General features: G+C 66.9%; 23 protein-coding genes. 13 read left to right on the forward strand and 10 right to left on the reverse strand.

Going from position 1 to position 25,289, the window contains the following annotated elements; translation table 11 throughout:
• Positions 1–13 precede the first annotated feature (13 nt).
• The 4 genes from DFJ67_RS34735 to DFJ67_RS34750 form a co-directional block, all read right to left on the reverse strand.
• Positions 14–253 carry a hypothetical protein gene (locus tag DFJ67_RS34735; RefSeq protein ID WP_116072851.1) on the reverse strand — a complete coding sequence of 80 codons (240 nt, stop codon included), beginning with the start codon at positions 251–253 and terminating at the stop codon, positions 14–16.
• Positions 250–618, reverse strand: a complete 369-nt coding sequence (locus DFJ67_RS34740) for a hypothetical protein (protein WP_116072853.1) — start codon at positions 616–618, stop codon at positions 250–252. The genes DFJ67_RS34735 and DFJ67_RS34740 overlap by 4 nt, the downstream gene beginning before the upstream one ends.
• A gap of 33 nt (positions 619–651) precedes the next feature.
• A complete protein-coding gene (locus DFJ67_RS34745; RefSeq protein ID WP_116072855.1) occupies positions 652–2,439 on the reverse strand; it encodes a hypothetical protein in 1,788 nt (595 codons plus the stop codon).
• 67 nt (positions 2,440–2,506) lie between these two features.
• Complete coding sequence (locus tag DFJ67_RS34750) at positions 2,507–4,390, reverse strand: AfsR/SARP family transcriptional regulator (RefSeq protein WP_239097094.1); 1,884 nt, start codon at positions 4,388–4,390, stop codon at positions 2,507–2,509.
• A gap of 1,303 nt (positions 4,391–5,693) precedes the next feature.
• Here DFJ67_RS34750 and DFJ67_RS42435 point away from each other — a divergent pair.
• Positions 5,694–6,119: a hypothetical protein gene (locus DFJ67_RS42435; RefSeq protein WP_147315728.1), complete on the forward strand. Its 426-nt coding sequence runs from the start codon at positions 5,694–5,696 to the stop codon at positions 6,117–6,119.
• The gene (locus DFJ67_RS34755; RefSeq protein WP_244940448.1) at positions 6,100–7,497 is read left to right on the forward strand and encodes a S9 family peptidase; all 1,398 of its coding nucleotides are present in this window, start codon (positions 6,100–6,102) and stop codon (positions 7,495–7,497) included. The genes DFJ67_RS42435 and DFJ67_RS34755 overlap by 20 nt, the downstream gene beginning before the upstream one ends.
• Here DFJ67_RS34755 and DFJ67_RS34760 read toward each other — a convergent pair.
• On the reverse strand, positions 7,472–8,737 hold the full coding sequence (locus tag DFJ67_RS34760) for a helix-turn-helix domain-containing protein (RefSeq protein ID WP_116072860.1): 1,266 nt from the start codon (positions 8,735–8,737) through the stop codon (positions 7,472–7,474). The genes DFJ67_RS34755 and DFJ67_RS34760 overlap by 26 nt on opposite strands.
• A gap of 1,883 nt (positions 8,738–10,620) precedes the next feature.
• Between DFJ67_RS34760 and DFJ67_RS34765 the strand changes: the two genes are divergently transcribed.
• The 7 genes from DFJ67_RS34765 (at position 10,621) to DFJ67_RS34795 (ending at position 16,395) form a co-directional block, all read left to right on the forward strand.
• Entirely contained in the window at positions 10,621–10,881 is a 261-nt protein-coding gene (locus tag DFJ67_RS34765) for a winged helix-turn-helix domain-containing protein (protein WP_116072861.1), read from the forward strand.
• Complete coding sequence (locus tag DFJ67_RS34770) at positions 10,878–11,951, forward strand: hypothetical protein (protein ID WP_239097097.1); 1,074 nt, start codon at positions 10,878–10,880, stop codon at positions 11,949–11,951. Before DFJ67_RS34765 ends, DFJ67_RS34770 begins: the two co-directional genes overlap by 4 nt.
• On the forward strand, positions 11,948–12,952 hold the full coding sequence (locus tag DFJ67_RS34775; protein ID WP_116072862.1) for a thymidylate synthase: 1,005 nt from the start codon (positions 11,948–11,950) through the stop codon (positions 12,950–12,952). The genes DFJ67_RS34770 and DFJ67_RS34775 overlap by 4 nt, the downstream gene beginning before the upstream one ends.
• Positions 12,953–12,981: 29 nt before the next feature.
• On the forward strand, positions 12,982–13,479 hold the full coding sequence (locus DFJ67_RS34780; RefSeq protein ID WP_239097107.1) for a nucleoside-diphosphate kinase: 498 nt from the start codon (positions 12,982–12,984) through the stop codon (positions 13,477–13,479).
• Positions 13,476–14,720, forward strand: coding sequence for a radical SAM family protein (locus DFJ67_RS34785; RefSeq protein WP_239097098.1), 1,245 nt, complete (start codon positions 13,476–13,478; stop codon positions 14,718–14,720). The genes DFJ67_RS34780 and DFJ67_RS34785 overlap by 4 nt, the downstream gene beginning before the upstream one ends.
• 26 nt (positions 14,721–14,746) lie before the next feature.
• Positions 14,747–15,376 carry a 3'-5' exonuclease gene (locus tag DFJ67_RS34790; RefSeq protein WP_116076998.1) on the forward strand — a complete coding sequence of 210 codons (630 nt, stop codon included), beginning with the start codon at positions 14,747–14,749 and terminating at the stop codon, positions 15,374–15,376.
• 197 nt (positions 15,377–15,573) lie between these two features.
• Complete coding sequence (locus DFJ67_RS34795; protein ID WP_116072863.1) at positions 15,574–16,395, forward strand: FkbM family methyltransferase; 822 nt, start codon at positions 15,574–15,576, stop codon at positions 16,393–16,395.
• Positions 16,396–16,588: 193 nt separating this feature from the next.
• Here the strand turns inward: DFJ67_RS34795 and DFJ67_RS34800 are convergent, their stop codons facing one another.
• Positions 16,589–16,825, reverse strand: a complete 237-nt coding sequence (locus DFJ67_RS34800) for a hypothetical protein (protein WP_116072865.1) — start codon at positions 16,823–16,825, stop codon at positions 16,589–16,591.
• 346 nt (positions 16,826–17,171) lie between these two features.
• Between DFJ67_RS34800 and DFJ67_RS34805 the strand changes: the two genes are divergently transcribed.
• A complete protein-coding gene (locus DFJ67_RS34805) occupies positions 17,172–17,426 on the forward strand; it encodes a hypothetical protein (protein WP_116072868.1) in 255 nt (84 codons plus the stop codon).
• 65 nt (positions 17,427–17,491) lie between these two features.
• Positions 17,492–18,502, forward strand: coding sequence for an ATP-dependent DNA ligase (locus DFJ67_RS34810; protein ID WP_239097099.1), 1,011 nt, complete (start codon positions 17,492–17,494; stop codon positions 18,500–18,502).
• Positions 18,503–18,662: 160 nt separating this feature from the next.
• Here the strand turns inward: DFJ67_RS34810 and DFJ67_RS34815 are convergent, their stop codons facing one another.
• The 4 genes from DFJ67_RS34815 to DFJ67_RS34830 all read right to left on the reverse strand — a co-directional run bounded on the left by DFJ67_RS34815 (position 18,663) and on the right by DFJ67_RS34830 (position 24,196).
• Positions 18,663–20,210 carry an AfsR/SARP family transcriptional regulator gene (locus tag DFJ67_RS34815; protein ID WP_116072870.1) on the reverse strand — a complete coding sequence of 516 codons (1,548 nt, stop codon included), beginning with the start codon at positions 20,208–20,210 and terminating at the stop codon, positions 18,663–18,665.
• 336 nt (positions 20,211–20,546) lie between these two features.
• The gene (locus DFJ67_RS34820) at positions 20,547–22,439 is read right to left on the reverse strand and encodes an Hsp70 family protein (protein WP_170216116.1); all 1,893 of its coding nucleotides are present in this window, start codon (positions 22,437–22,439) and stop codon (positions 20,547–20,549) included.
• 245 nt (positions 22,440–22,684) lie between these two features.
• Positions 22,685–23,485 (reverse strand): TSUP family transporter, encoded by an 801-nt coding sequence (locus tag DFJ67_RS34825; protein WP_203783432.1) that lies wholly within the window; start codon positions 23,483–23,485, stop codon positions 22,685–22,687.
• Between the two features lie 57 nt (positions 23,486–23,542).
• Entirely contained in the window at positions 23,543–24,196 is a 654-nt protein-coding gene (locus DFJ67_RS34830) for a DUF305 domain-containing protein (protein ID WP_239097101.1), read from the reverse strand.
• A gap of 74 nt (positions 24,197–24,270) precedes the next feature.
• Here DFJ67_RS34830 and DFJ67_RS34835 point away from each other — a divergent pair, with 74 nt between their 5' ends.
• Entirely contained in the window at positions 24,271–24,582 is a 312-nt protein-coding gene (locus DFJ67_RS34835) for a hypothetical protein (RefSeq protein WP_147315729.1), read from the forward strand.
• A gap of 167 nt (positions 24,583–24,749) precedes the next feature.
• Entirely contained in the window at positions 24,750–25,271 is a 522-nt protein-coding gene (locus DFJ67_RS34840; RefSeq protein ID WP_239097102.1) for a class I SAM-dependent methyltransferase, read from the forward strand.
• The last annotated feature ends 18 nt before the right edge of the window (positions 25,272–25,289 follow it).

Raw genomic sequence — 25,289 nt, forward strand, 5'->3', positions numbered from 1 at the left:
GTGTTTTGAGCGGCTAACGTCGGGCTGCGGTCAGGGCGAAGCAGCTGTAGCAGACATCGACCCATCGGTTCCCGAGGGGCGTTCTCGCGACGAGCATCACCTTGCCGGGCGCGCCGCAGCCGATACACGGCAGCGAATCCCGGGCGGCGACACCGGCTTCGGCAGCAGCAACGTCGGCAGTGTGGGCCAGCGGCAGGGCGGTCAGATCCGCCCCGAGGAGCTGGGCGACCTCGACCGCTGTTGGCTGTTTCACCGGCGGACCGGACGGTCGGCGTCGCGTTCCACGATCCGCCTGTTGAGGGCGGTCACGATCGCGTCGTCGGTCAGCTCCTGGATTTCGAGCCCGTCCTCGGCGGCGAGTTCGGCCTCGGCGCGCAGGTCCTCTGGCCATGTCTCGTCTGCGACAATCTTGGCGAGCCGTGCGTCGAGCGCCGCCTGATCGACGTTGCTGCCGAGTGCGCTCACGGCGTAGGGCGCGGTGCGGCCGCGTTGCCAGTAGGAAGGCGACCTCTTGCAGAGCTGACAGCCGGTGACGAATGCCTCGCCGGGACGCGCCCATGACCCGCCTTCGCCGCAGCAGACCTCGACCGCGGCCGGCAGCCAAGCTGGTCCCGTCATGGCGATCCCCCCTTCGGACATCCGTTCGAATACTCAGGATGCCACAGGGTGCACCGTCAGCTGCGGCAGCGCCGCGATCAGTGCGTCGTCGTGTCCGAGTCTCGTGTCGAGCCAGGGGTAGTCGTGGCCGTCGGCGATGCGGGCACGCGCCGTGTCGACGTCCGTGTCGGCAGCGGTCGGTGTGCCGGTTTTGCGTTGGTCGAGCAGCTGCCACCAGTCGACGGCGACGGCAGCTGGGTTGAGGTGGTAGTGACCGCCGGTGTTGATGATGGGCTCGAGTCGTAGACCGTCGGCGATGCCGTCGCGGTCTTCCTGATGGATGCCTTGTGACGCGCAACGCAGAGTTGTGCGCAGGTTGCTGACGCAGGTCGAGAGTCGCTGGTTTGCCTTCTCCGTGGTGGTGTCCGGCCACACCGCGTCGAGGATCTTGGTGAGTGGGGCCCCGGCGCGGTGGATGACCAGGAAGACCAGTAGTTCGATGCTCTTGGCGCGCACGCCCCGCATTCGGCCGCCGGCCGGATCGAAGATGCCTGGCTGGCCGATGACGGTGATGAGTGCCCGCCCGTCTGCGGTGGGACCGGGATCTGCGGAGGGTCGGGAGATGGTGGTGGCGTGTGGGCCAGGCAGCGCGTCCGCTGAACTCGGGCGACGGCTGGCGACGGGTTGCGTGAGGGTGACGGCGACAGCCGCGGTCGGCGAGTTTGGTGGTGTGCTGCGCGCGAAGGTGCGGGCAAGGGACACGGGTTGGCCGTTGGTGGTCGAGCCGTCCGCCATAAGCGGGCCGCGTAGGGCGATCAGCGGACCGTACGGTGTCTCGTCCGTCGCGGAGTCGCTGAGGTCGAGATCGTCGTGCGGAGACGAAGGTTCGCCGGGACCGCGGGTTTTGTCACGGCGTTCCCCAGCGACGGGTTCGTCAGGGTAGGCGCCCGCGATGGTGGGCGGGTCGTACTCATTGGCGCGTCGCGCGAAGAGGGCACGGTCGGTGTCTTGGTTGTCGCCGCGGCGGAGGATGCGCTCGGCGGCAAGTTCGTTGGCGACGAGCGCCGTGAGGCTGTCATAGTCCGCGGTCGCGCGGAGCCTGCGTGTGACCTCGTCCATGTCGTAGGTGAGCACGGCGATGTCTGCTATTTGTTTGCCTGCTGCGGCGTGGATACGGGCGCGCAGAACTTCTGAGAGTGCGGCGTCGCGCCGCTGTTGCCGACGCGTGATGAGCGCAGCTTCGAGCGAGCCATACAGTCCGAGTTGCGGGTATGCCCTGCTTAGGCTGCGGGCTTGGGCGGTGATCATCGGGTGGCGGATCCAGTGTGCCCAGGCCTGGTATCGCGGGCTGGGTGCGGGCAGCAGTCCTCGAACCCGCAGCAGGTCGCGGCGTTTGTTTTCTACATCGATCCACCAACTGACGAAGCCGAGCACGCTCATCAGGGCGTAGAAGCCGCCGAGTAGGTGATCGTCGTGCGTTGCGAGGTTGAACGCGGCTGCGGCAGCGGCGATGATCGCGCCGAGCAGCCGCGATGCGGCGGCGTGTTCGCCGAGCCGCCGTCGGACGTCGGCGTTGGACAGGAACGTCACACCGCCGAGCTCTAACGCGAAGATGCCACCGATCGCGATCCACCACGGCAGGTCGAACGCGGTCACCGCGCCGGTGACTGTCCCGTAGAGGGCGACGATGAGAACCGCGGCGTAGAAGAGACGTCGCATGAACGCGGTGCGTCGCACCGCCGCGGCCAGGTCGTGGTCGAGTTCGCCGGCCAGCGCGCTGGACCGGGAGTCATCGAGCCGCGTCAGCCGTGCCAGCAGTTCGGGGTCCAGTGAGACGATCATGCCGGGCCACCCTCCTGGTCAGCGCGGAGCAAGGGGCGGTCCAGCGGTGGCATCCGTTGCGGTTCGGTCATGGCCGGGCCATTTCGCGTAGCAGGGTAGATGCGAGCTTCTCGGTGTCCGGGTCGATCTCGAGTCCGTTGTCGTCGAGTTCGCGTCGGAGCGAGGTTAGGCGGTCACGGACACCGGCAGCGTCGCCGAGGCGCGCTGCGGTCCGCATCGCTCGGCGCGCCAGGTCCTCGCAGAGTGGGTCGAGCGCGCGTGCGGTGTCGTAGAGCGCGAGCGCGGTGTCTGGGTGGTTGTCGATCTGGAGGTCCCCGGCTTGGGCATAGATGGTCAGCAGGCGCCGCCGGGTGTGCTCGCGGTCGGTGTCGATCCATTCGTAGTCGCTTCCGTCGGCCAGACCGCCGGTGACCACGCCGATCGCGGCCTGCAGGTGGGTCAGGCGGGCTTCGTTGTCGGCGGTGGCGGCCTGGGCATAGGCATCCTGGACGGTCCACCAGTCGACCTGCAGCAGCCTCGGGTCGAGGTGATAGCGGCCACCGGTGTTGATCACCGGTTCGATCTTGGTCGCGTTCGTGGCTCGTTCGGTGCCTGTCTGGGCGATCGACCGGATCGTGGTGCGCAGGTTCGCGACGCAGGTGGACAGGCGGTCCGCGGCGCGGGATACGGTCACGTCAGGCCAGAGCGCTTCCATGATGTCGTCCAGGTTGGCGCCGGCGCGGTGAACGACCAGGTACACGAACAGCTCCAGGCTCTTGGCTCGCAGGCCGCGCACCGGCCTGCCACTTCTGTCGAGGATGGCCGGTTCGCCAAGCACCCGGGCATTCACCTGCGTGGGAGTGGTTTCGGCCGGCGGCGTTGGCTGGCGTTCAGCCGGGCTGGGCGGGTCGGCGACCTGTCGGCTCGGCACGACTGTGTCGAACACCCGCGGGGCGTGGTCGTTGCGGTCGCGGGGCGGGCGCGCCTCGGTTGCAAATTGTTGGAGCTTCGGGGCTGGCGCCGGTGAGGTGAGGTCGTCGTGTGCCTCGGCGAGCATGGCGAGGACCTGGGCGGTCGTTGGGGTGTCGAGCACGGCGACGTGCTCGCCGTTGCCGCCCTGCGTGGTGCCGTCCGGTGCCACGGTCAGCGTGGTCCCGTCGCGCCACGCGCCGATCAGGACAGCGCCGATGTCGACGCTCTGGCCGAGGCGTATCGCGCCGTCCAGCCTGGTGTGCCACGTGGGGTCCGGGACGTCGGCGATGAGCAGCAACTGCGGCAACGGTTCGTCGAAGATCCACTCTTCACGCAGCGCGTGACCGGTCACGACTTCGCGATCGGCGACGATCCGGCTTCGCCGGATGATTTCCTCTTCGAGCAGGCCAAGTGCGGCAGCGAAGGTCTCGGCAACGGTCAGGCGCCGCATCGGACGCAGGTCGACCGCCGTGACGCCGAGCAGTGTCGCCAACGTTGAGGACGGGATGATGACGCAGCCTTGACCGCGCGAGTCGCCAAGGTCACCGGCGGTGAGAGCGGCGACCAGGATGCCACGGGCGGCATCTAGAGCTGCCGGGCCGTTCAGCCCAAGACCTACGGTGACCGGGAGTGTGCCCACGCCGGCAAGCTCGGCGCCGCTAGGTCCCCAGGACGTAATCGAGGGCTTCACATCCGCTGCGACGTACTCATGGACGGTCGGGCCATGGTCGGGGCTTTGGTCGAGCACGTCCGGTGCCGCCCGCCGCAGACCATGCCGGAGCCGAGCCAACGCCGCCAGGGGTGTGGTCAGGTCCGCGCCCTGCAGGATCGGGCTAGTGATGGAGGCAGGCCGGAAGCGGTGACGACGTCGCTTCCAGACCATACGCACGCTGTAAATCAGGGCAGCGGCCAGACCGACACCCACCACGCCACCAGCGACGGTGATCCATCCGACTGGCGTGGCCACGGAGCCGTTGCCGGCGCCGGGCGCCGGCGTCATGGGCGAGCCGGCGCAATCAGTAGGAGAGCTCGATGAAGGGGATGGTCCAGCCCGACCGGCCGAGGGTGACGTCACGGCCGGGGACACCGACGGTGCGACTACACCGTCATCTACAGCGGGCAGGCTCGACGACGGTGTAAGGCTGGGCGTGCTGGCAGGTGCCGCACCAGGAGTAGGACGTTGAGGGCCACCGTCACCTCGATCAGGATCGGTCGGTGCACCGGTGATCGCACCCTTCTCACGCGAGGGCAGGGCAAGGACCCATCCGACGTGGATCACGTCGGGATCGGTGAGCCGGTAGCCGTTGCTCTGGACATGTCCCCGATTGAGTCTGTAGATCTCAGGCCAACGGTCTGGGTTGCCCAGGTGTCGAGCGGCGATTCTCGACAGGTTCTCACCTGCGACAACGCGATGAGTGCCCCCTGGCGCGTGCCGAGCCCAGCGGGGAAGGTTCGCATTGCGGGTGCCCGGGCGGGGCGGATCCGCAGCAAGGGTCGCGGCTGACCTCTCAGGTTCCGCGCTACCTACGGCCACGCCCCCAGCCAGGACCGGTGTCGCAAACCAGCCGGCTTCGTCAGGCGACCGATCAACATGCTGCAGATCGGCGTCCCCGTCCGCAATTCCTACGACTGCGGCGCTCGCGCCCACCACCGTGGTGACGGATGCGGTGCCGACCAGCGCCACGGACAGCGAGCGGGCGATCCCTGGAAGACGCCAGCGAACCCGACGGACTCGGCGCCGACGGTGAGCAAGGCTTCCAATCACCATCACAGCCACCATCAGCGCTAAGAGGCAGATGACGGCCACGACCGCGACTGCCAGGGTGCCAGGGGTCAAAGGATTCTGAATGAGCTCAACAACCGCGTCGGGCAGTGACTGCGACGTCGCGACAGGGACGACGGTGGGGGTTCGCGGGCTCGTAAGAACCATGAAGACTCCCGGGGACTCGGGCGCCCGAAGCGATCACGGCCTCGGTTCCACGTCCACGACACCACGACACAAGCCAGCCGAGAACAGGGGAGCACGGGCCTGGATCTAACAGCACCTAACACGAGCGCGCGAGGCTGCGAGCATGTTCCTGACGGTGCGGGCGCCGCGGTTTCATCTCTACCTGCGGAACTCTCTTGACGATCTAAAGCCGGGTAGCTCGGCTGGGCGCTCCAACGTCCGCCGTACTCCGGCTCGCGGTGCCACCGCCGAGGTCTCGTCGTCACCCGGGTTAGACAAGTATTGGCGGCTGTTCGCCCCCTCCGTGGGGCGTGCACCGTTCGTCTTCCCAGCCACCGTGTGCTGTGATCGACCGATGGAGGATGAGGCCAGGCCGGCGATCGAGCACGTGACCATGCCTGATGATCCACTGTTAGTGGAAGCCGGCTCCGACTTCGATTGGCTCACTGGTAGTGGAGGTCGTCTGAGCTGGCTAGAACAACGACCATCAACAGGAAGGTCCGTTGTCGTTAGCCTGGAGCGAGGCCAGCTCGTCGGCTACGGCGTCCGCGGTGGGAGCATAGGGAGCTCACTTCACTCGTACGGCGGTAGACCATTCGTGTTCCTCGGATCCGAGGGCTTGGTCGCTGTAGACGCCTCCACAGGTTGCGTCGTCGGGACTGGAGAAACCGCTGACTCGTTCACGTACGGCGATCTTGAATACGACAACGGCGAGGTGCTAGCGGTTCGCGAGCGCGAAAGCGGCGACCAGCTTGTGGCTCTTGACCGCGTTCGTGGGTGAACACGGAACGCTCCACACCACCGATGGCTTCCTGGCGTCACCACGTGCGCTTGGGACTCGGATCGCCTGGAGCCAGTGGGCTGGCGATGTAATGCCATGGGATTCAAGCGAAGTGTGGATCGGCCACCGACCCAACCGAGGTCGCATCCAGCAGGCCCAGCGGGTGGCCGGCAGTCCTGAGGAGTCGGCCCTCCAGCCGACCTGGGGACCTGACGGAACCCTTTATTTCATCTCGGACGGGTCGGGATGGTGGAACCTTTATCGCTGGCGCGACGGCCACGTTGATGCAGTCGCGCCAGTGGCTGCCGAGTGTGCCACGGCTCCATGGGAGTCGACCTATTCCAACTACGTTCTGCTGCCGAGGGACCGCATTGCCCTGACAGTTCAGTCGGGACCGGAACAGAGGCTCGTCCTCGTCGAATCGGACCTGACAAGCCGCGTCGTCGACCTCCCGTATACGACGATCAAGCCATACCTCGCACCGCTCGGCGACCGGGTCGGCCTGATCGGCGCCTCGCCGACACGGGAGCCGGAGATCGCTTTGGTCGCAACCGACGGCAGCAACACGCTGGACGTCATCCGACGCTCCTCAGCTCGCCCGGAACCAGCCAGGGTCTCCGTACCGGAGGTGCTGCGAGTGGCCGCAGGCGATGCCACGGCAACCGTGCTCTTTTACCCGCCCTTGGAAGACAGCAAGCAACCGCCGTTGATCGTGCGACCCCACGCCGGCCCGACGTACAACAGCGAGTTGCGACTAAACCCTGAGGTTCAGTTCTTCACGAGCCGCGGGTTTGCGGTCGCCGAAGTGGACTATCGAGGCAGCACCGGCTACGGCCGATCGTTCCGTAAGGCGCTCGACGGAGGCTGGGGACACGTCGATGTGGAAGACTGCTGCAACGTCGCGCTTCACCTCATCGAGGCCGGTCGAGTCCATACCAGCGCCGTGTTCATTTCCGGATCCAGTGCTGGCGGCTATACCGCACTCAAGGCCGTATGCGACGACGGTCCGTTCGCCCTTGCAGTCGCTCGCTCAGCGATCATCGATCCGCAACGTTGGCGAACGACAGCTCCACGTTTTCAACGTCCACACGCGACGATCTTGGCTTCCGCGACCTCCCCAGTCAGAGCAGACGAGGTTCGACGCGGTGTTCTGCTTATCCACGGTGTCGCCGACGATGTCGCCCCGGTCTCAGATGTGAGGAGACTGGCTGCCGCCGTCCAAGATCACGGCCTGTTGGTAGACCTGCTTGAGTTCGATGGGGTCGGCCACTATCTTTCTGCCGCCGCCCGACGAAGCGCCGTTGAGGCTGAACTGGCCGCCTACCAGGCCGTCCTATCGCGAATGCGATCCGCTACGCCGGCGCCGGGAGTGGCTTGAGGGTGGTGTGGGCGTAGTCGACGATCTCGCGCACTTCCGGAACGTCAGCACTAGGTTGCAGCTCGGCGAGCATGAGCGCGATGCGATGTGTCGTGCGGAACGAAACCAGGCCGGCGGCGTGGTCGACTGCGGAGCGAGCGAAGGCGCAGGCCTGTTCGAGTTCGCCGACCCTTGCGTGAGCGGCCGCCCGGAGTGCGGTGTCGATGCTGATGCGTCGGGCTCGATGCGGCGGCAAGAGCGTCAGCGCGATCTCGGCTTCGCGGTGCGCGAGCTGATAGCGGCCAAGGTCAAAGAAGCAATGCGCCTTTTCATCAGCGAGGTCTGCTTCGCCGAAGTAGCGGATCCATGCTGGCTCTTCGCTTGGTCGGCTTCGAGCGAGATCGGCGTCGACCTGGAGAAGTGCTGCTGCGCAGGCGCCCTCGTCACCGAGGCGGGCGTATGCCCGCGCGAGGACGATGCGGAAAGCTGCTCTGACCGCCGGGGAGGCGTGGTCGTTGGTCCCGTGGATTCCGGCAGTAGCGAGCCGGAGTGCCTGTTGCGGGTCACCGCAATGCAGTGCCAGGTGGGCCAAGCTGACCGCAACAAGGTAGCCGCCGTAGACCCGGTCGCCTGACCTGGTCAAGAGGGCCAGCGCTCGGAGGTAGTGCTGCTGGGCAAGGCCATCCACGCCTAGGTCAACCGCGTCGTAACCGGCCAACTCGAGCATCCCGGTCGCAACCTGTGGCGCGTTCGCGGCAAGACTCGACAGACGGCCATCCAAGGTTTCAGCCAACCTCGAGTAGGTGACGCCTGCTCCATGCACGTGGTCTTGACTTCGGAGGTTGGCTAACGCCGCAACAGCCGTCGTGACGGTGTCGTCGTCGACCGCTGGGCGCCGATCGGTCGAGGGTGTAGCCATCAACCAGTCGAGCACGGGTCGATCTGCGGCGCTGCTGCGGTATGCGCTGCACTCCCCCTTCGTGCCTGCATATGAGCGTAGTAGTCGCTCCCGGTGGATTAGGGGAAGCAGCTGTGTGAGGGAGCCGTCCGCATGCAGCGCCACGTCGCAACGTGCGATGAAGTCGTTTGAGGGGATCCGCTCAGCGATCTCAATTCGCCGGACAAGATCCCTGTGAACGAACAGCTGCTCCCCGAGTTCGGCCTGTGAGAGACCGCACGCGGTTCGGAGGTGGCGGATCCGTGCGCCGACATAGTCCAAGACCGACCGCGTCGGCGTCAGGGGCTTCGGAGCCTGTCCCACCTAGCGCCATCCTCGGGATATTGCGCGGAGTGTCATGGCAAATTTTGATTTTCGCTCATCGGGTCGATCAGGCGCAACACCGGCCGATCTCAAAAGAGTGCCTAGTCCACCGTCGTACGGCCCGTCGATGCACCTTGAGCGGCTCTCGGATTGCTGCCGGAGCATTCGGCCATGCCGACAACGTCGGTGTCCGCATGGAACCACTCGATCTTTGCGACTGGATGTTGGTCAATGGGAGCTGAAGGTACGCACGTGGCTAATCGCGAGATCGCCGCGCTGTAGGCGGAACCTCGATGCCTGGCAAGTAGCCCGGCGGAACAGACCCTCAGACGGGAGGCAGAGCATGGCTACCGAGATGTACCACAGCTGCGATGCCGGACCGGGGCCTCGGGTACTAGCTAACGGCCAGAAGGAACGTTCCGGCTGTGGTCCCAAGGACGCTTTCACCGATAGCTCGATCTATGGAACCGGTGTGCCAGTGGCCGCCCCTGCCGTCCCCCACGGCACTTCGCCGGCCGCCGCACCGCTTCTCCCTTGTACAGCGTCATTGGCGTCTGCGGTCGCCACCACTGCACAGTCGCGATCTTGCACGACTCAGACTAGGGGCACCTCGTGCGCTGGATGAGGCCGTGCCTCGCCGGCCTCGACGTGGCAGGCGGATGGGAGATCCTGTCGAACGACGGATTCTGGTTCGTTCGGAACTTCGCCGATGCCGCCAGGGGACCCGTTCTGGAGTTCTCGTCGTACGAATGGGCAGACCTAGCGGCCGCGGTCGAGGCCGGTAGGTGGCCTCCATGGATGGTCATGTCCCCCGACGGCGGGGCGGAGGTTCGGATGCCGGGAAACGCCCCTCCTGTATTGCGCTTCAACGGCGACCAGATGGAGGCGTTCGCCGTCAGTCTCCGCCGCAGGCAGAGCGAGCTGCTACCCGCTGCGTCGAGGCCTACCCGGAGGCGAAGACCAATGCGCTGAGCTCTGTGCGGGCTTCTGCACCTCATCCCTCAAGTCGGCAGATGGCTTGATCTCTTGATCCGTCACGTGCCTGGTTGTTCCGGGTCCCGGACATGGTTTGCGGGCCGGTGGCCGACGCGCCGACGCGCCGACGCGCCGACGCGCACGCTTCTCTCGATACAAAGAGGTGACTGTTCCGTGTTCCGTGCTCGTGTTCAACTAAGCAACTTGCGGCGTCGCGTCACCAGGCGATTGCGACTGGTTGGCCCGCCGTCCTTGGCGCAACTGTCATCGGGTCATCGCGTGGTAGGTACGGTCCATAGGTCTCGGCCTCCGGGGCCCCATCATCTTGAGCCGAGCTCATCGACGACGCAGCTGAGCGCCGTCTCCTGGTTAGGTGGACAGACAGCCAAACGGTGGGTCTGTGCGGCACGGTCAAGTCGCCGGAGGCCCGGCAAGGCGGCCGTGCGTATCCGGCGGTTTCGGAAAATCTCGAGCCGTGGCCGGACCTCGATGGGCTCGGATTTCGGCGATCTATCCCGCTGGCTACTTGCGCCGACTTCGCAGCCCAACGCTTCGAAAGACGTCACGAGGCGGACAGCAGAGGGCACGCGGGTCCGCCGGTGGGCGTTCGGTGCTGTGGCCCATGGGGACTCTGTCTGGGAGCCGCGTCGGCCGACGAGTTCGCGTTCGCTGCAGACCACCTGCGTAAACCGTGAGGTCCGACGTCCAGAACTGCGTTGGCTATCCCACGTCTTGGCCTGGATCCAAACTTCTTCTCACCTAACGACTCGCTCCCGACTGCCCGTGGGCATGGGTGTCCGCCCTGCTGTCAGGTGCACCTGGCAGCTGCGTTCGAGTGCAGCGGCTTCATCGGCGGCGACCTACTCAGCCCGCCCGATCACAGCACTGACACGACCTATGGATGAACGATGCCTCGCGTTTACTACAGCTACAGCGATATTGCCGACGAGATTCGTCGGCAGATCACCTCAGGCGAGCTTCCCCCGGGCGCCGCGCTGCCGACCGGTCGCGTCTTGTGTGAGAGATACAGCGTCAGCCGCCAGACGATCGCGAGCGCGATGCTGGTTCTGCGCACAGAAGGGCTCATTGCCGGCCAGCAGGGCAAAGCCGTCTACGTCAGCGCTGACCATCGGATCGTCCAGACAGCCCGGGACGCTGAGACCACATGATCAGGACTGTCCTTGCCGGCCCCTACCACAGAAGGGCTGAAAAAGTGCGAATCGGCTACAGCATGTGGGGATTCCTTGGCTCCGGAGTCGTTGACACTCCTGACGGCGCCCGCGCCTTCCGTCGGTCCTTTGTGGATGCCTTGGCAGGCGACGAACACGAGATGGTGTTCCTTCAGAAGAACCGTGACCTCGAGGAAGCGGGACTGGATCTCACTGATCGGTTCGTGTGGAATCCATCGGGTCTTCCTGCGCTCGAAACGGTCGTGTTGGAGTGGCGGTGGCCTCTTCCCGGCCGGAATACCACTTCGTGCGGCACGCCGGGCCACACCTGCGACCTGCATCGTCAAGCCGAGCTTCTTTGGCACTACGCGGCGGCGCCGCGGACGACTCTGTTGATCTGGGATCTGGACCGTCAGCTTCCATCCGACGCTGAGGTGCGCCGGTTGCCGGGCGTGGTGGTTGGCGAGTTCGCGTTGGCGCACACGGTCGGCGCTCATCATGTCCCCTGCCCAGTTCCGGACGAGGCGCTGGATCGCGCTGACCCTGTTTTGCTGGCGCGCCGGCGCCGAGCTACGCCGCTGGTGTATGTCGGGAATCAGTACGACCGCGACGACCACTTCGACACGTTCTTCGCACCAGCTGCGCGAGTGGTGCGTCATCAGGTTGCGGGGAAATGGCCGCACATCAGCCGTTGGCCACACCTAACCTTCTCTGGCCGCGCTGGCTTCGCCGATGTTGCCCGGATCCACGCCGGCGCCCTGGCGACGGTATTACTGCTGCCTTCGCGGTATCGCGAGGTGGGTCATATGACGTCGCGGTGGTGGGAGTCGCTGTTTGAGGGGTGCCTACCGCTTGTCCCTGCGGATGTGTATGGCGCCCACTCGTTTGTGCCGAAGGAACTCATCGTCAATGACGGCCGTGAGGTGCTCGAGCGGATCGGCTGGTTGCAAGGCATCGCCGGCACGAGGGAGCACGCCGCGACCATCGCTACCTGTCTGTCCTTCCTGGAACCATTTCGCTGTTCTGCGGTGACGCGGACGGTGTTGAGCGCTATGGAGAAGCCGCGATGACGACGATCACGGGTCCGACGTTCCGCGGGTTCACTGACGCCTACCGGGCGGTGCTCGCCGGCATCCTCGAGGCGCCTCGATACCGCACGAGCACGCGGGCCAAGACCGCTGTCGAGACACCGAACGTCAGTTTCACGCTCCTGGATCCGGTCGTGCGGATGCCGTTGATCGCGGCTCGGAAGGCGAACGTGGTGTTCAACCACGCGGAGGCGTTGTGGTACCTGATGGGTCGCGACGATCTGGACATGATCGGCTATTACGCGCCGAGCCTTCGACCGTTGTCGGCGGACGGTGAGCGGCTGACCGGCACCGCATACGGTCCGCGACTGTTCCAGCCCGATGGCGAGGACCGGCGTAGCCAGTTCACCCGGGTCATGGCTCTGCTGCGGCGTGACCCGGACACGAAGCGGGCCGCGCTGCTGATCATGCGGCCGGACGAGTTGGTCGACCCGGACAACCCCGATGTGGCATGCACGCTGGGCCTGCAACTGATGCTCCGCGAAGGCGAGCTGCACATGTCGGCGTTCATGCGCGGAAACGACGCGGTCATAGGCCTGCTCGGTGACACGTTCGCGTTCACGTTCATCCAGGAGTTCGCCGCGCGGCAGCTCGACGTCGAGGTAGGCACCTACGCGCACCACGTCGGTTCGATGCACATCAACGTCAATCACCTGGACCAGGTCGCCGCGATCCTCGCCGAACCCGACGGTCCGACCTTTCCGCGGGTGCAGATGCCCAAGACGAGCTGGATCGACCTCGCCGACATCGGCAGTTGGGAGGAGCGCCTGCGCCGGGACCACGCCCGCTTCGACCGCGACGACTGCGTGGGCATCGATCCGTACTGGGCGCAAGTGATCGCGCTGTTCGAGGTCTACCGGCAGATCGTTCACTGTCCCGGCCAGCGGGTCACCGTCGCTGCGCTGGAGATGCTCCGCCCGGACCACCGGTGGCTGGTCACCCACCGGTGGCCGTCACGGATGCCGGAACCGGTGACAGCATGACCAGCGTCGACTGGACCCGGTGGTCGGTGGTGTTGCTCAAACCCGACTGCGTCGCCCGCCGTCTCGTCGACCAAGTCCTCGACGTCATCGGCAACGACGCCACGATTGTTGACCGGCGGATCGTGCATCCGACCGCGGACCAGATCTTCGCCCACTACGCCGACCTGCTGACCATGCCGCGCATCGCCGACTTCACCTGGGTCGACGTACACGCGGACGTCCACCGAACCTACGTCGGCCAGCCCACCGGAATCGCGCTCGCGCATGCCCCCGATGCTGCCGTCCGGCTTCGCGGACTGATCGGCCACTTCGACCCCGCGCAGGCCAGCACCGACACGATCCGCGGACGGTTTGGGACGGATTCCTTGGCCCGCGCGCGGGCCGAACGGCGACTGATCGCGAACGTCATCCACACCTCCGACGATCCCGTCGGCGCCCGTCGCGAGTTCGGCATCTGGTACGGCAACGCCCGCGCTCACCTGCTCAACCGTGCCGCCACCACCCCAGCGGAAGGAGCTCCCACGTGACCCTCGACCTGCTGCCCATGGACCCCGGGCCCCGAACGCTGCCCGTGCTCGGTGACGCCGCCAAGGCCGCCCTCGACCCTTACATGGCGCTGATCGTCGGCTACCGCAAGTCCGGGCTGTCGCTCAACCACATCATCGGCTGCCCACTGGACTGCGGCTACTGCGTCCGCCACTTCTGGGGCAACTTCGACGTCAAGGTCCCGCACCTCCTCTGCCCCACCGACGAAGCCATCGAAATGCTCGTCAGCCACCACGCGTTCCGGCCGCACACCACCCCGATTCAGCTGTTCAACAAGGCCACCGACCCGTTCCTGCCCGGCGTAAAACCCCACCTGTTCCAGGTACTGCAGGCCCTGGACAGCCGCGGCTACACCAACCACGTCCTGGTCATCACCCGCTTCCACGTCACCGAAGCCGACATGGCCGCCCTCGAGCAGCTCGAGCACGTGCGGGTCACCCTGCTGTTCACCTACAGCGGCATCCAAGACCCGCGCGTCGAGCCGATCGCGAAATCGGAAGTCACGGTCCGGTCGATCCGCACCGCCGCCGCCCATCGGACCCGGACCGGCGTGGTCCTGTACTGGAGGCCGATCGTGCCCGGCTGGAACGACCAGCCCGAGACCATGGCCCGCGTCCTTGACCTCGGCCAGGCCGTCGACGCGATCGTCTTCACCGGCTACTACCACAAGCCGCAAAACGCCGACTTCCTGCGCGACCTCGGCGTCGAGGTCCCCTACGGCGACGACTACGCCCGCCGCAAGGTCATGCCCGCCGACCTCGACGCCCACGTCGTCGCCGCCTGGGAAGCCAGCGGCATCAACACTCCGCTGTTTCGCAAAACCTCATGCGGCGTCGCCTACGCCCACCAAGCACCGGACTACAACGGTCACTGGGGTGTCAGGGAAATCTGCGACATCTGCCCCGCCGCCCAACGGGACCGCTGTGCGGCCGACTACCGCGAGCCCGAACCCGCGGACATGCAGGACGTGCTCAACCTGTTCGGCTACGACAGCGACTTCGTCATCGAGCCCGGCCATATCTGGACCCACGGCCTCGGCGAGCAGCGGCGCTACGCCATCCAACACACCCTCCGGCACCAGATCTGGGAACTCGACCAACCCCACTACCTGCACGCCCACGGCCGATCTTTGACCGGACACAGCTCCGACCCCGACCAACTCGCCGCCGTGACCGCCGTCCGGGCTCAGTTCGAGGACGCGGCGCGGTACGAAGACGACTGACAGACGAGCACGAGAGAATGACGCAGATGGCACCGGCGCCCTGGCACAACGCACCGATCGTCGCATTCGACCTCGAAGGCAGCGGCGCGCAGGACCGCGACCGCGAAGCAATCCTCGAACTCGCCGCCGTGCCACTCGTCGACGGCCAGCCGGCACCAGACCAAGCGTTCAGCACCTTGGTCAACCCCGGCCGGCCCATACCTCGACGACCCTGGATCTCTCCCGGCCTGACCGACGACAGGCTCGCGGACGCCCCGACGATGAGCGACCTTGGTCCGACACTGGTCGAAAGGATCAACGGCCGGTGGCTTCTCGGGCACAACGTCAACGTCGACTGGCGTCTCCTACGCCACCACCTGCCGCACCTGGAGCCGGCCGGGCTGATCGACACCCTTCCCCTGGCGCGACAGGCCATCCGCGACGGCAGACGGTCCCTCACCGACCTGATCAGCCACTTTGGACTTTCCGAGCTCGTCAACGCCGCAGCGCCCGGAAGCAAACCGCACCGTGCGCTCTGGGATGCCGTCGCCGTCGGCTACCTCCTGCGCTCCCTCACCGCCGAGCTCTGGCCCGATCAGATCCCCACCCTCGATACCGTTCGAAGCCCCGTGCCGGCACGGGCCGCCCGCGTGGATGAACAGCCCGGCCTCTTCTAACCCGGGACGCTCCGCCAAGTGCGCGGCCTGATCGGCCAGGCGATGCGCGGGCTCATGACATCCCGAGACCTTCCCATCTGATCCGACAAGCCGGAGGCAGCCACGTGGTTCCTGCTCGACTCCTGCGCGCCTGCGTCCGTCATGGCCCCGCGTGGTGGCCGACCGCTCGGGCAGCCGAGGTCCTCGACAAGCGGTTGATGCATCACCCGATCACCTCCATCGCCCGCACCCGATACGGTGCGCGCATTCCGGTCACGACCAGCGACCTCATCCAGCGCTACCTCTACATGTTCGGCACCTGGGAACCGAATCTGACCGCCTGGATCTGCGGCCAGTTGCGGCCAGGCGACGATTTCATCGACGTCGGTGCCAACGTCGGCCACTTCTCCCTGCTGGCCGCATCATTGATTGGCCCGTCTGGCCGGGTCGTCGCAATCGAAGCATCGCCCCGGCTCGCGGCCACCCTGGTGCAGACAGCGACGGCCAACGGCTACAAGAACGTACGGGTTGTCAGCAGTGCAGTCTCCGCCGCCGCAGGCGAGCTGACCTTCTACATCAAGGACAGGAACAACCTCGGCGGGACGACCAGCATCCGACCCCGCAAGCAACCGCCAGCCGCGTTCAGCGCGCCGACCGCATCTCTCCCCGACCTCCTCAGCGCCACAGAGCTCGAAAACGCACGCATCATCAAAATCGACGTCGAAGGCTCCGAGGCCGACGTTATGGACGGACTCTCACCTCACCTCCACCGGCTTCGACCCGACGCCGAACTCGCCATCGAAATCTCACCCAAACGACTCGCCCGACAAGGCCGCACACCGCGCGACGTGACCGCACCCATGCACGCCGCCGGTTTCCGCCGTTATCGGATCGACAACAGTTACGCCCCCCGCAGCTACGCCGAACGCCAGGTCACCCCGCCACACCCTTGGCCCCACCCGATCACGGAGATGAGCGACCTCATCTTTTCCCGCTCGCACCATTCAGCGTCCCCGTCGGGGCCGCACGCCACCCGTTAGTCGAGATTGGTCCGTCGCCAACCTCGCGCAGGGGGCAGCTGCGCCGCCGGTGACCCGGGGCTCGTTCCGCGACGCGTCGGCCTCTGGGCCCTAAGCCGCTCCAGCGCCGCCGCCGGCACGCGAAGACAACCGCCGCGGGAACCTCGGCTTGGCGCTGTCGCCGGCGACGGCGGACGGCTGCTCCCCTTCTCCTTCAGCGCGGTAAGGGTCTGGCGAGCCAGAGATAACGCCAGGGCGGGCCGGTGCCGGCGATGGGCTCGAGGGCGTAGATGCCGTCGACGTCGGCGTCCAGGAGCTCGCTGCCGTACTCGGTCCACAGCCAGGTCTGGTCGAGCTCAGTCGGCGGGTTGCCGTCGTCGTCGAGACTCACCCAGGCGCTGCGGCCGCTGAGCGGGCCATCGACGCACGGGATCTCCACGACGTCCGTCATCACCCGATCATCAGCCGGGATGCCCTCCAGCGGACACGGTTTACGCACTTCAGCGAGATGGTGCGGTGCCGTGGCTGTCAGGCGCGGGGCACGCCTCGTGCCGCCCGAGCGTCTTCCGATGCGCCGCGGCCGGCGCTGCGTGTCGATGCGCCGCGGTCTCGTATACCTTCGCCAGGCTTCCCGGGCCCGGGCGTTCGCGCGCACGATCCCGAGCGGAACACCCCGCAGTTTCGGCCACACACGGGCAGACACCCACTCCTTGTGTGGAACAAGCTGGGAGATTGTCGCCAGCGCGGGCGACGGCGGAGGATTTGATTAGTACACCCGTACGAGCCATCCTCGACCGGTGCGGATCGTCGAGCGGTGGTGGAACGGTTCGTGGCAGGTCGCCCGCCGAGATGTCGTCCTTGGCCAGCTCGACGACGGCCGTTGGGGCGTGTGGTGGTGGCGCCGCAACGACACAGCCACTGGCGTTAAACGGCTCAATCTTGACGAGGAGACGGCGAGGAGACTCATCGACGACCTGATCAGGTGGACGCCCGGCCCGCGATCGGACTGGCGCCTACGCGACTCACCGCGCCGGACGATCGACTACCACTGAGATTTCCACGATCGGTTCTGCTGGATCTCCTGCGGTGACCGTCCGACACAGCGAAGTCTGGGCGTATGGCCGTGCCGCTCAGCGCGCCAATCGTCCCGATGATCGCGGTGACGGCTGAACTACCAACTGGGAACCAATGGGCGTACGAGCCGAAATGGGACGGGTTCCGGGCGGTCGCGTTCCGCCGCGAGAACCGCGTCGACCTGCAGTCCCGATCGGTCAAGCCGCTCGGTTCGTACTTCCCCGAGATCACCCGCGCGATCCGAGCTGCTGTCCCACCCGGTGTAGTCCTGGACGGTGAACTTCTCGTGTGGGACAACGACCGCGAACGCAGCTCGTTCGCGCTGCTCCAGCGGCGAATCTCCGCCGGACGCCACGTAAACCGCTACGCGCGTCGCTGGCCCGCCCACTACGTGGCCTTCGACCTTCTCGCCGACGGGCAACGGTCCCTGCTCGGCCTGCCGCTGCGAGAACGACGTCGCCGTCTCGAGCAGCTCCTGGCTCGAGCGCCGAACGAGGTCGTCCTGACACCGCAGACGACCGACCTGGACGTGGTGACGGAGTGGATCGACACCTGGACCGAGACCGGCATTGAGGGCGTCGTCGCGAAACGGTTGGACCACCCCTATCGGCCGGGCCAGCGCGGCTGGCGAAAACATCGCACCCGCTCCACGACTGAGGCGATCATCGCCGGAATCACTGGCTGGCTGTCAGCACCGCAGACCATCCTGGTCGGCAGGCTCGACACCCGCGGACGCCTACGATATGTCGGCCGATCCACACCCCTCACCGACGGACAGCGGACCGAACTCGCGCCGCTACTATCCCGACCCATCGCCCAACACCGCGCTGCGCCAGTGCAGCATCCGTGGCCGCAGCCTCTGCCGGCGTCATGGTCAGGGTCGTGGGAGCGCCCGGAGCCGCTCCGATACGTGCCCACCCAGCCCGACGTCGTGGCTGAGATCCTCGTCGATACCGCGTTCGAACACTCACGCTGGCGGCACCGGGTCAAGTTCGTCAGACCGCGGCGGGACATGTCGGTGTATGACGTGCCGATCCTCGGCCCTCACGTGTAGCCGCCGACCTCACGATTTTCGTCTGGCGAATCCGACAACGAGAGCAGCTCCGACGTTCCCGTCGTCGGCATCGACGGATAGAAGGTCCTCGTCTTCGCGCTTGACCGTGGGTTGGGAGGTCCACAGGCGAACGGCGCGCACGGGGTAGCGACCTGACGGGTCAACTCGCCTGAACGGCCGCGATGCGGTCCGGCAGATAGACGTTGAGCGGGTCGACAGCGGCGGCCCGCTGGAGCAGCTGCAAAGCGGTGGTTGGGCCGGCGTGGTCGGCGAGGCCGACATAGGAGTCGATCGCAGCGCGACGGAGGCGTTCGCGGTGTGGTTGTATCCATGGCCAGCGGTGGCCTTCGGCGAGCTCGCCCTGGTAGAGGCTGGTGACGGCTGTCCACGCGGTGATCCGGCCTTGCTCGGTTGTCGCCCGTGCGGCGCGGTCGATGGCGTCCATGAGGTGCCAGACGTCGACGTCGGTCGCGGGATGGAGGCGATAGTGGTCGCCATCGCGTTCGACGACAGGCTGGGTCCCGCCGATGGCGGTGTTGCGACGCAGCTCGCTGACGGTCGTGTAGAGCCGGTCTCTGGTGGCATGGGTGCGCTCCCCGGGCCAGATGACGGCGGCGAGCTGAGCGGTGGTGGCGCCATGCGGGTGCTGGGCGAGGTAGACCAGCAGCGGCCAGGCGGCCGCGCGGCGAACGGTGATCCTGTCACTTTCGTGGAGCAGCTCGGGCTTGCCCAGGATTCGCAGCCGGAGCTGTGCGTCGCTGCTCCCGGGTCGAGGTGGTGGCGTGTAGCGGATCGTCGGCGCGGTACGCGCGTGTTCCGGTGCGGTGCCACGAGCTACGGCAGCTAGCCGGAGCAGATCTGCGGTGGCCTGCGGCTTCAGCGTGCACAGCCTTCCGATGAGCCCGTTGTCCACCTGGTCCGGGTACACGTGTCCGTCGGTGTCGACGTGCCACGTCCGGTCTCTGTCCCATTGGCCGAGCAGGACCGCGACAGCGCCGGTGGCGGTCAGCAGGTCGCGCAGGCGCCGCCGCGACTCGGGGTCGCTCGGTGCCAGCGCGACCAGCGTTAGCCCGCCGGCGTAGCCGTTCATAGCAGCTAGCTCGTCTACGCCCGCAAGGGTCGGAAACTGATCGAGCGTGCGGATCGTCGACGCGTCGACGGCGGGTATCAGCAGCGCCTCGAGGGTCTCGCGGGTGGACACGACCGTGTCGCTGCCGTCGGGGTCCAGGAACAGCGAGACGATCACGCCGCGGACGGCGTCGGCTGCGCCGGGCCCGGTCATTCCGGTGGCACCGGCTGGGAGTTCGCGAGGGGTGAACAGCGTGCCGGAGCGGACATCGGAGGAAGGGTCTGTGGTCGCGTCCGCCGCGGCGGAGACGGCGGATACGGTCGGGGGTAGAGGTTCAAGGCCGAGGTGGCGGGTGCGGCCGTCGGGGTCGGGCTGGTAGTCGCGGCGGCGTTGCTGCCAGACGACGGACGCAGCGGCGGTGATCGCGTTGGCGAGCGGATCAGGGAGCCAGCTGCCGTCGGGCAACGTCAGCCCGAGCGGAGTCTCGCGCGAGGACGGTTCGCCGAGCTCGCCCAGCGGCGACGGGTCGTCGGCCGTAGTCGCATCTGCGGAGTCGACGGTCGCGCGGTGCGATTCCGGCGGTGAGCTGGCCGGGTTGGCCGCCCGGGTGAGCGCATAGGCGCCGAGAAGCGCACTCACCGTGACCTGGAAGGGGGTGGGTAGACGACATCGCCGCGCAGGCCCCGGCCGGGTCATGGACGTTACAACCTCGACGGTTAGGGCCGCCGCCAGGATCGCCCAGAGCACCGCCGCGGCGGCACATGCCACGACGAACACGGTTGTGGCGGTGATCCTCGGGTCGACCAGGTCGGCGAGCGTGACACGGACCTGGGGCCACCACCTGGATGCTGTCCACGCCAGCGACGCTCCGGGAAAGAGAACGACGACCAGCAGAACCGCGAGGTGTCGGATCCTTCCGCTCACGGCTGATCCTCCAGCGACGGATCGGTGGAGGAGCGTTCCGGCGCAGTTCGGTTAGCCGACATGACCGGCGGGAACGCCCTGCTCGCGGATGAGAGTCCAGATGCGCACTGCGAGCCAGGCGGCTACGGCGAGGGCGAACATCACTGCGAACAGACCTGCGCTGCGCCAGCCCGCGATCAGCAGGCAGAACACGGTGACCGGCACACCGAGAAGGAGCCGGAAAAGCGGTCGGGACACGACCGCCAGCGTCAGCCCGATCCCGATCGTCACGCCAGCGAGTCGTGTTCCGAGATCGAGGAAGACGATGATGTTTGGCCAGTGGACCGCGTTGAGGCAGAAGCTGAGCAGGGCCATGCCGGCCGCGACCAGACCCAACGACCAGGCCGGAAAACTCAGCCAACGCAGCCACCCGCTTACCGGTGCCTGGTAGCGGCGCACGATCAACGCGGCGACGCCCAGGACGGCGAAGACCGGCAGCATTGGCAATAGTGTCCAGCGGAGAAATGGGCCGTACCCGACGGCCAAGAGAAAGCTGCCCAGAATGGAGTAGGCGCCCGCCGCGGTGACCGCGCCCAGGCTCGCGCCCGCCATTCCAGCGACGACCCGTACCCCGGTCAGCGGGACCTGCCGCTCGTCGGCCAAGTACGCGGCGAGGCTGACCCCGAAGGTCAGACAAGCGATCAGCGCGCACACCGCCGACAGCGCAAGCTCGCCCCAGGTAGCGATGATGTAGTAGTGCGTACCCGGATAACGCGGAGTGCCGTTGCGCGGCTCGACTGTCTGGATGAAATGCGCGAACAGCAACAACGACGCCAGCCCCGCAACAAGCAACACCGGCACATGTCGCAGCAGCGTCCTTGCCACCTCCCACGCAGCAAACTCGGCGACCTCGCTGCTGGTCGGTGTCGCGCCGGCAGCACCCCATAACGCGGCTCGAGCGGGCTCATCTGGCACCACTGGCGTTGCGCCGACCGCGCCGCCGACGACGCCGACCGCGCCCACCAGGTTTGCGTTCCCGCCAACGCACAGCACCGCCGACAGGTTCGACGGTTCAAGGTCAGCTGCGGCGACGGCCTCGACTGCCAGGGTGGCTGCCTTCGCCCACACTGGACTGGCCAAGACACCCATCGCCGCCGCCGTCATCACCGTCGGCGGATACGGCGGGTTCCCCACCGTCACGGCGGGAACGGTCGACAACGCTTCCTTCGCTGCCCTGACCCCGGCCAGCGCGGCCGCATCAGTGCTAACCGTCGCCACGTGCGGTGCCAATGACGATTCGACATCTGGCACACGCGCCAAGGCCGACACGTCCAATTGGGTCGCAGCGAGCCGAGAGACGAGTAGGTCGTCAACGGCGACTCCCCCGGCGTCCGGATCATCCAACGTTGACAGAACTTCGAATCCTGCCGGAGTCCGCCGCACGATGGTCGCCTCACAACCGGCGCCCAGATCAACAACGAGAACGTAGTCACCAACGAGCGCACGCAGCCGCCCGACGCTGATCAGGTGCCCTGCCGCGACGACGGGAGCGTCGACGAGGCTCGCCTGCGTTAGCCCGGCTCGCGCTGCCGCCTGTCGCATCCATGTGCGCTGGCGAGGGCCCCACCCGGCCGGAACCACCAACCGGACCTCGCCGACCGGACCACGCTCTCTGGCCGCGTCCGCCACCAACCGCAACGTCGCTGCCACCAGGTCCGCTACCGCGACATCAACGCCACCGACGAGGGCTCGATCCCGGCCCAACCGAAGCGGAGCCGCTACGAACCCGCCAGACCCATTTGGCACGGACCGCCAGGCGGCGGGGCCAGCAACCACGCCGCCGTCACTGCCGACCGTCACAGCGCTCGAGATCGTCTCCGCGCCATCCACCAGCAATGGCGTCCACGAGCCATCCGGGCCGGCCACCAGCGCCGCCGTCGTCAGCGTGCCGTAGTCAACGGCCAACTGAGCCTCCCGGTAAACCACCACTCAGTGATACACGACGATCCCACGCTTCGTAACCCCACATCGCCACACCGTGATCAGCGGTCTAGCTAAGCAGGCACGGCATTTCGGGCAGCGCCCTTTAAACAGCCAGGAATAGCCGCCTCGCCCCACTGCCCGCCAGGGGCGATACGCCTCCTCCCTGGAGCCGGTCCACCCCAGCGGCCGAACAGAGGTCACCCGTACCCCATTGATGCTCGCTGTTGTCAGGATCGAGCTACGTAGCAGAGCGCGGTGGCGGCGGCGAGTAGGCCAAGTACGGCTTCCAAAACACGTTCGTCGATCCGGGTCTGCACGGTGGCGCCAACCATCCCGCCGATGATCCCGCCGAGTCCGAGGGCGATGCCGATGTCCCAGAACGGTGCCGCTGGCGCTGCTCCGATGTCGGCGGCGTCGAAGAAGGTGTACGCGAGCAGGCCCGCGACTGAGGTGGTCAGGGTGGTCGTCAGGCCGAGCGTGGCCGCATGGCGGACCGGATAGCGCCAGAAGGCGACGAGAGCAGGGGCGAGCAGTGACCCGCCGCCGATGCCGAGGATGCCACCGATCGCGGCCGCGGCTGCGCCGACCACGATGAGGGCGACCAGCCCTGGGACGCTCTTCGAACCAGCGGTGCGATCGGTTGTTGGCGGAGTGGAGGCGGCGCGCCAGAGCAGCCGGATGCCCACCGGCAACAGGACGACGGCAATCAGGAGCCGAAAGGTGCTCGGGTCGGCCAGCACGGTGACGCGGGTGAGGGCGCCCCCAACCGCGGCGACAGCACCGACTGCGATCAGCGCCTGGATGCGAGCCAGGTCGGCGGAACGGCGTGCGAGTCGCCGCAGCGACAGCGGCGTGGAGATGATGTTGAACAGCAGATTGGTCGCGCTGACCGCTGGCCCGCTGACGCCCAAGACAGTGATCTGCACGGGAAGCAGGAACACTGCTCCCGACACTCCAGCCGGTGTGCCAACAGCGGCCACGACGGCACCGGCAACAAACGCGCCCGCCAACTCCAAGCCTGGCGTCAACGAGTATCCCTTGAGTTCGGCCTTTCGCGGACCGAGCGGACCTTGGACAACCTGCCCCTACTGAGGCTTGGCGTCGTTGCGACGCAACACGTCCTCGAGCGCACCGATCTCGGACTGCTGACCGGACTTCATCGCACCGGCCAGCCACTGGAGCTGCTTGTCATCGCTGAGCCGCAAGGCCGCCTCGGCCATGACGATCCCACCGAGGTGGTGGCGCAACATCAACTGGGCCCACAGCACGTCAAAGTCGCCGCCGGTCGCTTCACGGAGCCGGGCGAGGTCCTCGCTGGAAGCCATCCCCGGCATCAACCCGCCCGACGCATGGTCCTCATGACCCATCCATGCCATCCGCGGCTGCTCACCCGTCGGCGACAGATTCCAGTCGCGCAACCAGGTCTGCATGATGCCGACCTGCCCGTGCTGCGTCAGCGCGATGTCACCACCGAGCGTGCGCACCTCCGGGTCAGCGGATCGGGCATGGGCGAGCATGCCCATCTCCACTGCCTGGGCGTGATGTGAAGACATGTCGCGAGCGAACCCTGCCTCCACCGAGGCGTCGTTGTAGCCGTCGCGTGAGATCAGGAGCCCGGTGAACACACCAGCCGTCGCTGCAAGCACTACGGCGAGCGTGACTGCCAGGCCGGCGGTGCGTACCCGCACCACAGCCTCAGGCGGCTGCGATGCGGTGTGGGCGCGCACATCAGAATCCACCCGAGCAGGCTACAGTCGGCGCTCGCTCGCGCGGCGGATAAAAGCCCGGCCACCTCCACGAACCGAAGGCGTCCGTGAGCAGGTCGGTGGTGTTGAACACGGCGCAGGCTGCCAAAGCATCGTCGATCTACTGCGGCGATGCGCCGGCCGACAGCACGTCTCTGGGTCGGCCGTCCTTCGTGTCGCCCGTGTTCGGCAGCAACGGCACCGTCGCCTGGGAACCGGTACCCGGCCTGGTGGCCTACGTCGGCTACAGCGGCGCAGAACTCAACGACGCCGCCGTCACCGCCCTGCAGCGGCTCGCCGTGCGAGCCCGACTGCTGAACGGCTCACAGTGGCAGTCAACCGGACCGTTCACCGCCAACCAGTCGAACGAGCCCAGCTGATTAGCCAAAAAGCAGATGCGCGCGGCGTCCCTCCACCTGCTGGTCACGGGCATCCAGCAGTGCAACGCTGGCGGTGTGCGAGACGTTTGCACACACTGGGAGGACGTGTACGCAACCCGGTCCGCCTGCGAGGTGAGCTGTACGAGCCCACAGCTCACCAGTCACTCGTGTCCATCACCGAAGCCGGCCTAGCCGCAGACGACGCCATCATCGACGTCGGCGCGGGAGCGAGCGTGCTCGTCGACCAACTACTCCAAGCCGGATACAGCGACGTGACCACGCTCGATGTCGCCGGCGACGCCCTCGCGGTCAGCCGCGAGCGGCTCGGCACAGATGCAGACCGCGTCGACTGGATCGTGGGCGACGTGCTCACCTGGCAACCAACCCGCCGATTCCAGCTGTGGCACGACCGCGCGGTCTTCCACTTCCTCACCAATCCGGCCGACCGCGACCGCTACCGGCAGGTCCTGCAACGCGCGCTCGCCCCCGATGGTCACGTCGTGATCGGCGCCTTCGCCGAGGACGGCCCGCCCCAGTGCTCCGGCCTACCCACCGCCCGCCACACCATCGACCAACTAGCAGCCCAGTTCCCAGGCTTTCACCTGGTGAAGGCCGTCAGGAACGAGCACCACACGCCCGCCGGCGGGGTGCAGTCGTTCAACTGGGTGCTGCTCACCGAGCGGCCCTAAGAGTGACGTCAGCGTGGT

Source organism: Asanoa ferruginea, from assembly GCF_003387075.1.
Classification (GTDB): domain Bacteria; phylum Actinomycetota; class Actinomycetes; order Mycobacteriales; family Micromonosporaceae; genus Asanoa; species Asanoa ferruginea.

Excerpts from the sequence above, each read along its gene's own strand:
- DFJ67_RS34740 (WP_116072853.1), bottom strand. The coding sequence starts at position 618 with ATGACGGGACCAGCTTGGCTGCCGGCCGCGGTCGAGGTCTGCTGCGGC.
- DFJ67_RS34800 (WP_116072865.1), bottom strand. The coding sequence starts at position 16,825 with ATGACGGACGTCGTGGAGATCCCGTGCGTCGATGGCCCGCTCAGCGGC.
- DFJ67_RS34775 (WP_116072862.1), top strand. The coding sequence starts at position 11,948 with ATGACGACGATCACGGGTCCGACGTTCCGCGGGTTCACTGACGCCTAC.
- DFJ67_RS34745 (WP_116072855.1), bottom strand. The coding sequence starts at position 2,439 with ATGATCGTCTCACTGGACCCCGAACTGCTGGCACGGCTGACGCGGCTC.
- DFJ67_RS34750 (WP_239097094.1), bottom strand. The coding sequence starts at position 4,390 with ATGACGCCGGCGCCCGGCGCCGGCAACGGCTCCGTGGCCACGCCAGTC.
- DFJ67_RS34790 (WP_116076998.1), top strand. The coding sequence starts at position 14,747 with ATGGCACCGGCGCCCTGGCACAACGCACCGATCGTCGCATTCGACCTC.
- DFJ67_RS34810 (WP_239097099.1), top strand. The coding sequence starts at position 17,492 with ATGGCCGTGCCGCTCAGCGCGCCAATCGTCCCGATGATCGCGGTGACG.
- DFJ67_RS34770 (WP_239097097.1), top strand. The coding sequence starts at position 10,878 with ATGATCAGGACTGTCCTTGCCGGCCCCTACCACAGAAGGGCTGAAAAA.
- DFJ67_RS34795 (WP_116072863.1), top strand. The coding sequence starts at position 15,574 with ATGCATCACCCGATCACCTCCATCGCCCGCACCCGATACGGTGCGCGC.
- DFJ67_RS42435 (WP_147315728.1), top strand. The coding sequence starts at position 5,694 with ATGGAGGATGAGGCCAGGCCGGCGATCGAGCACGTGACCATGCCTGAT.
- DFJ67_RS34765 (WP_116072861.1), top strand. The coding sequence starts at position 10,621 with ATGCCTCGCGTTTACTACAGCTACAGCGATATTGCCGACGAGATTCGT.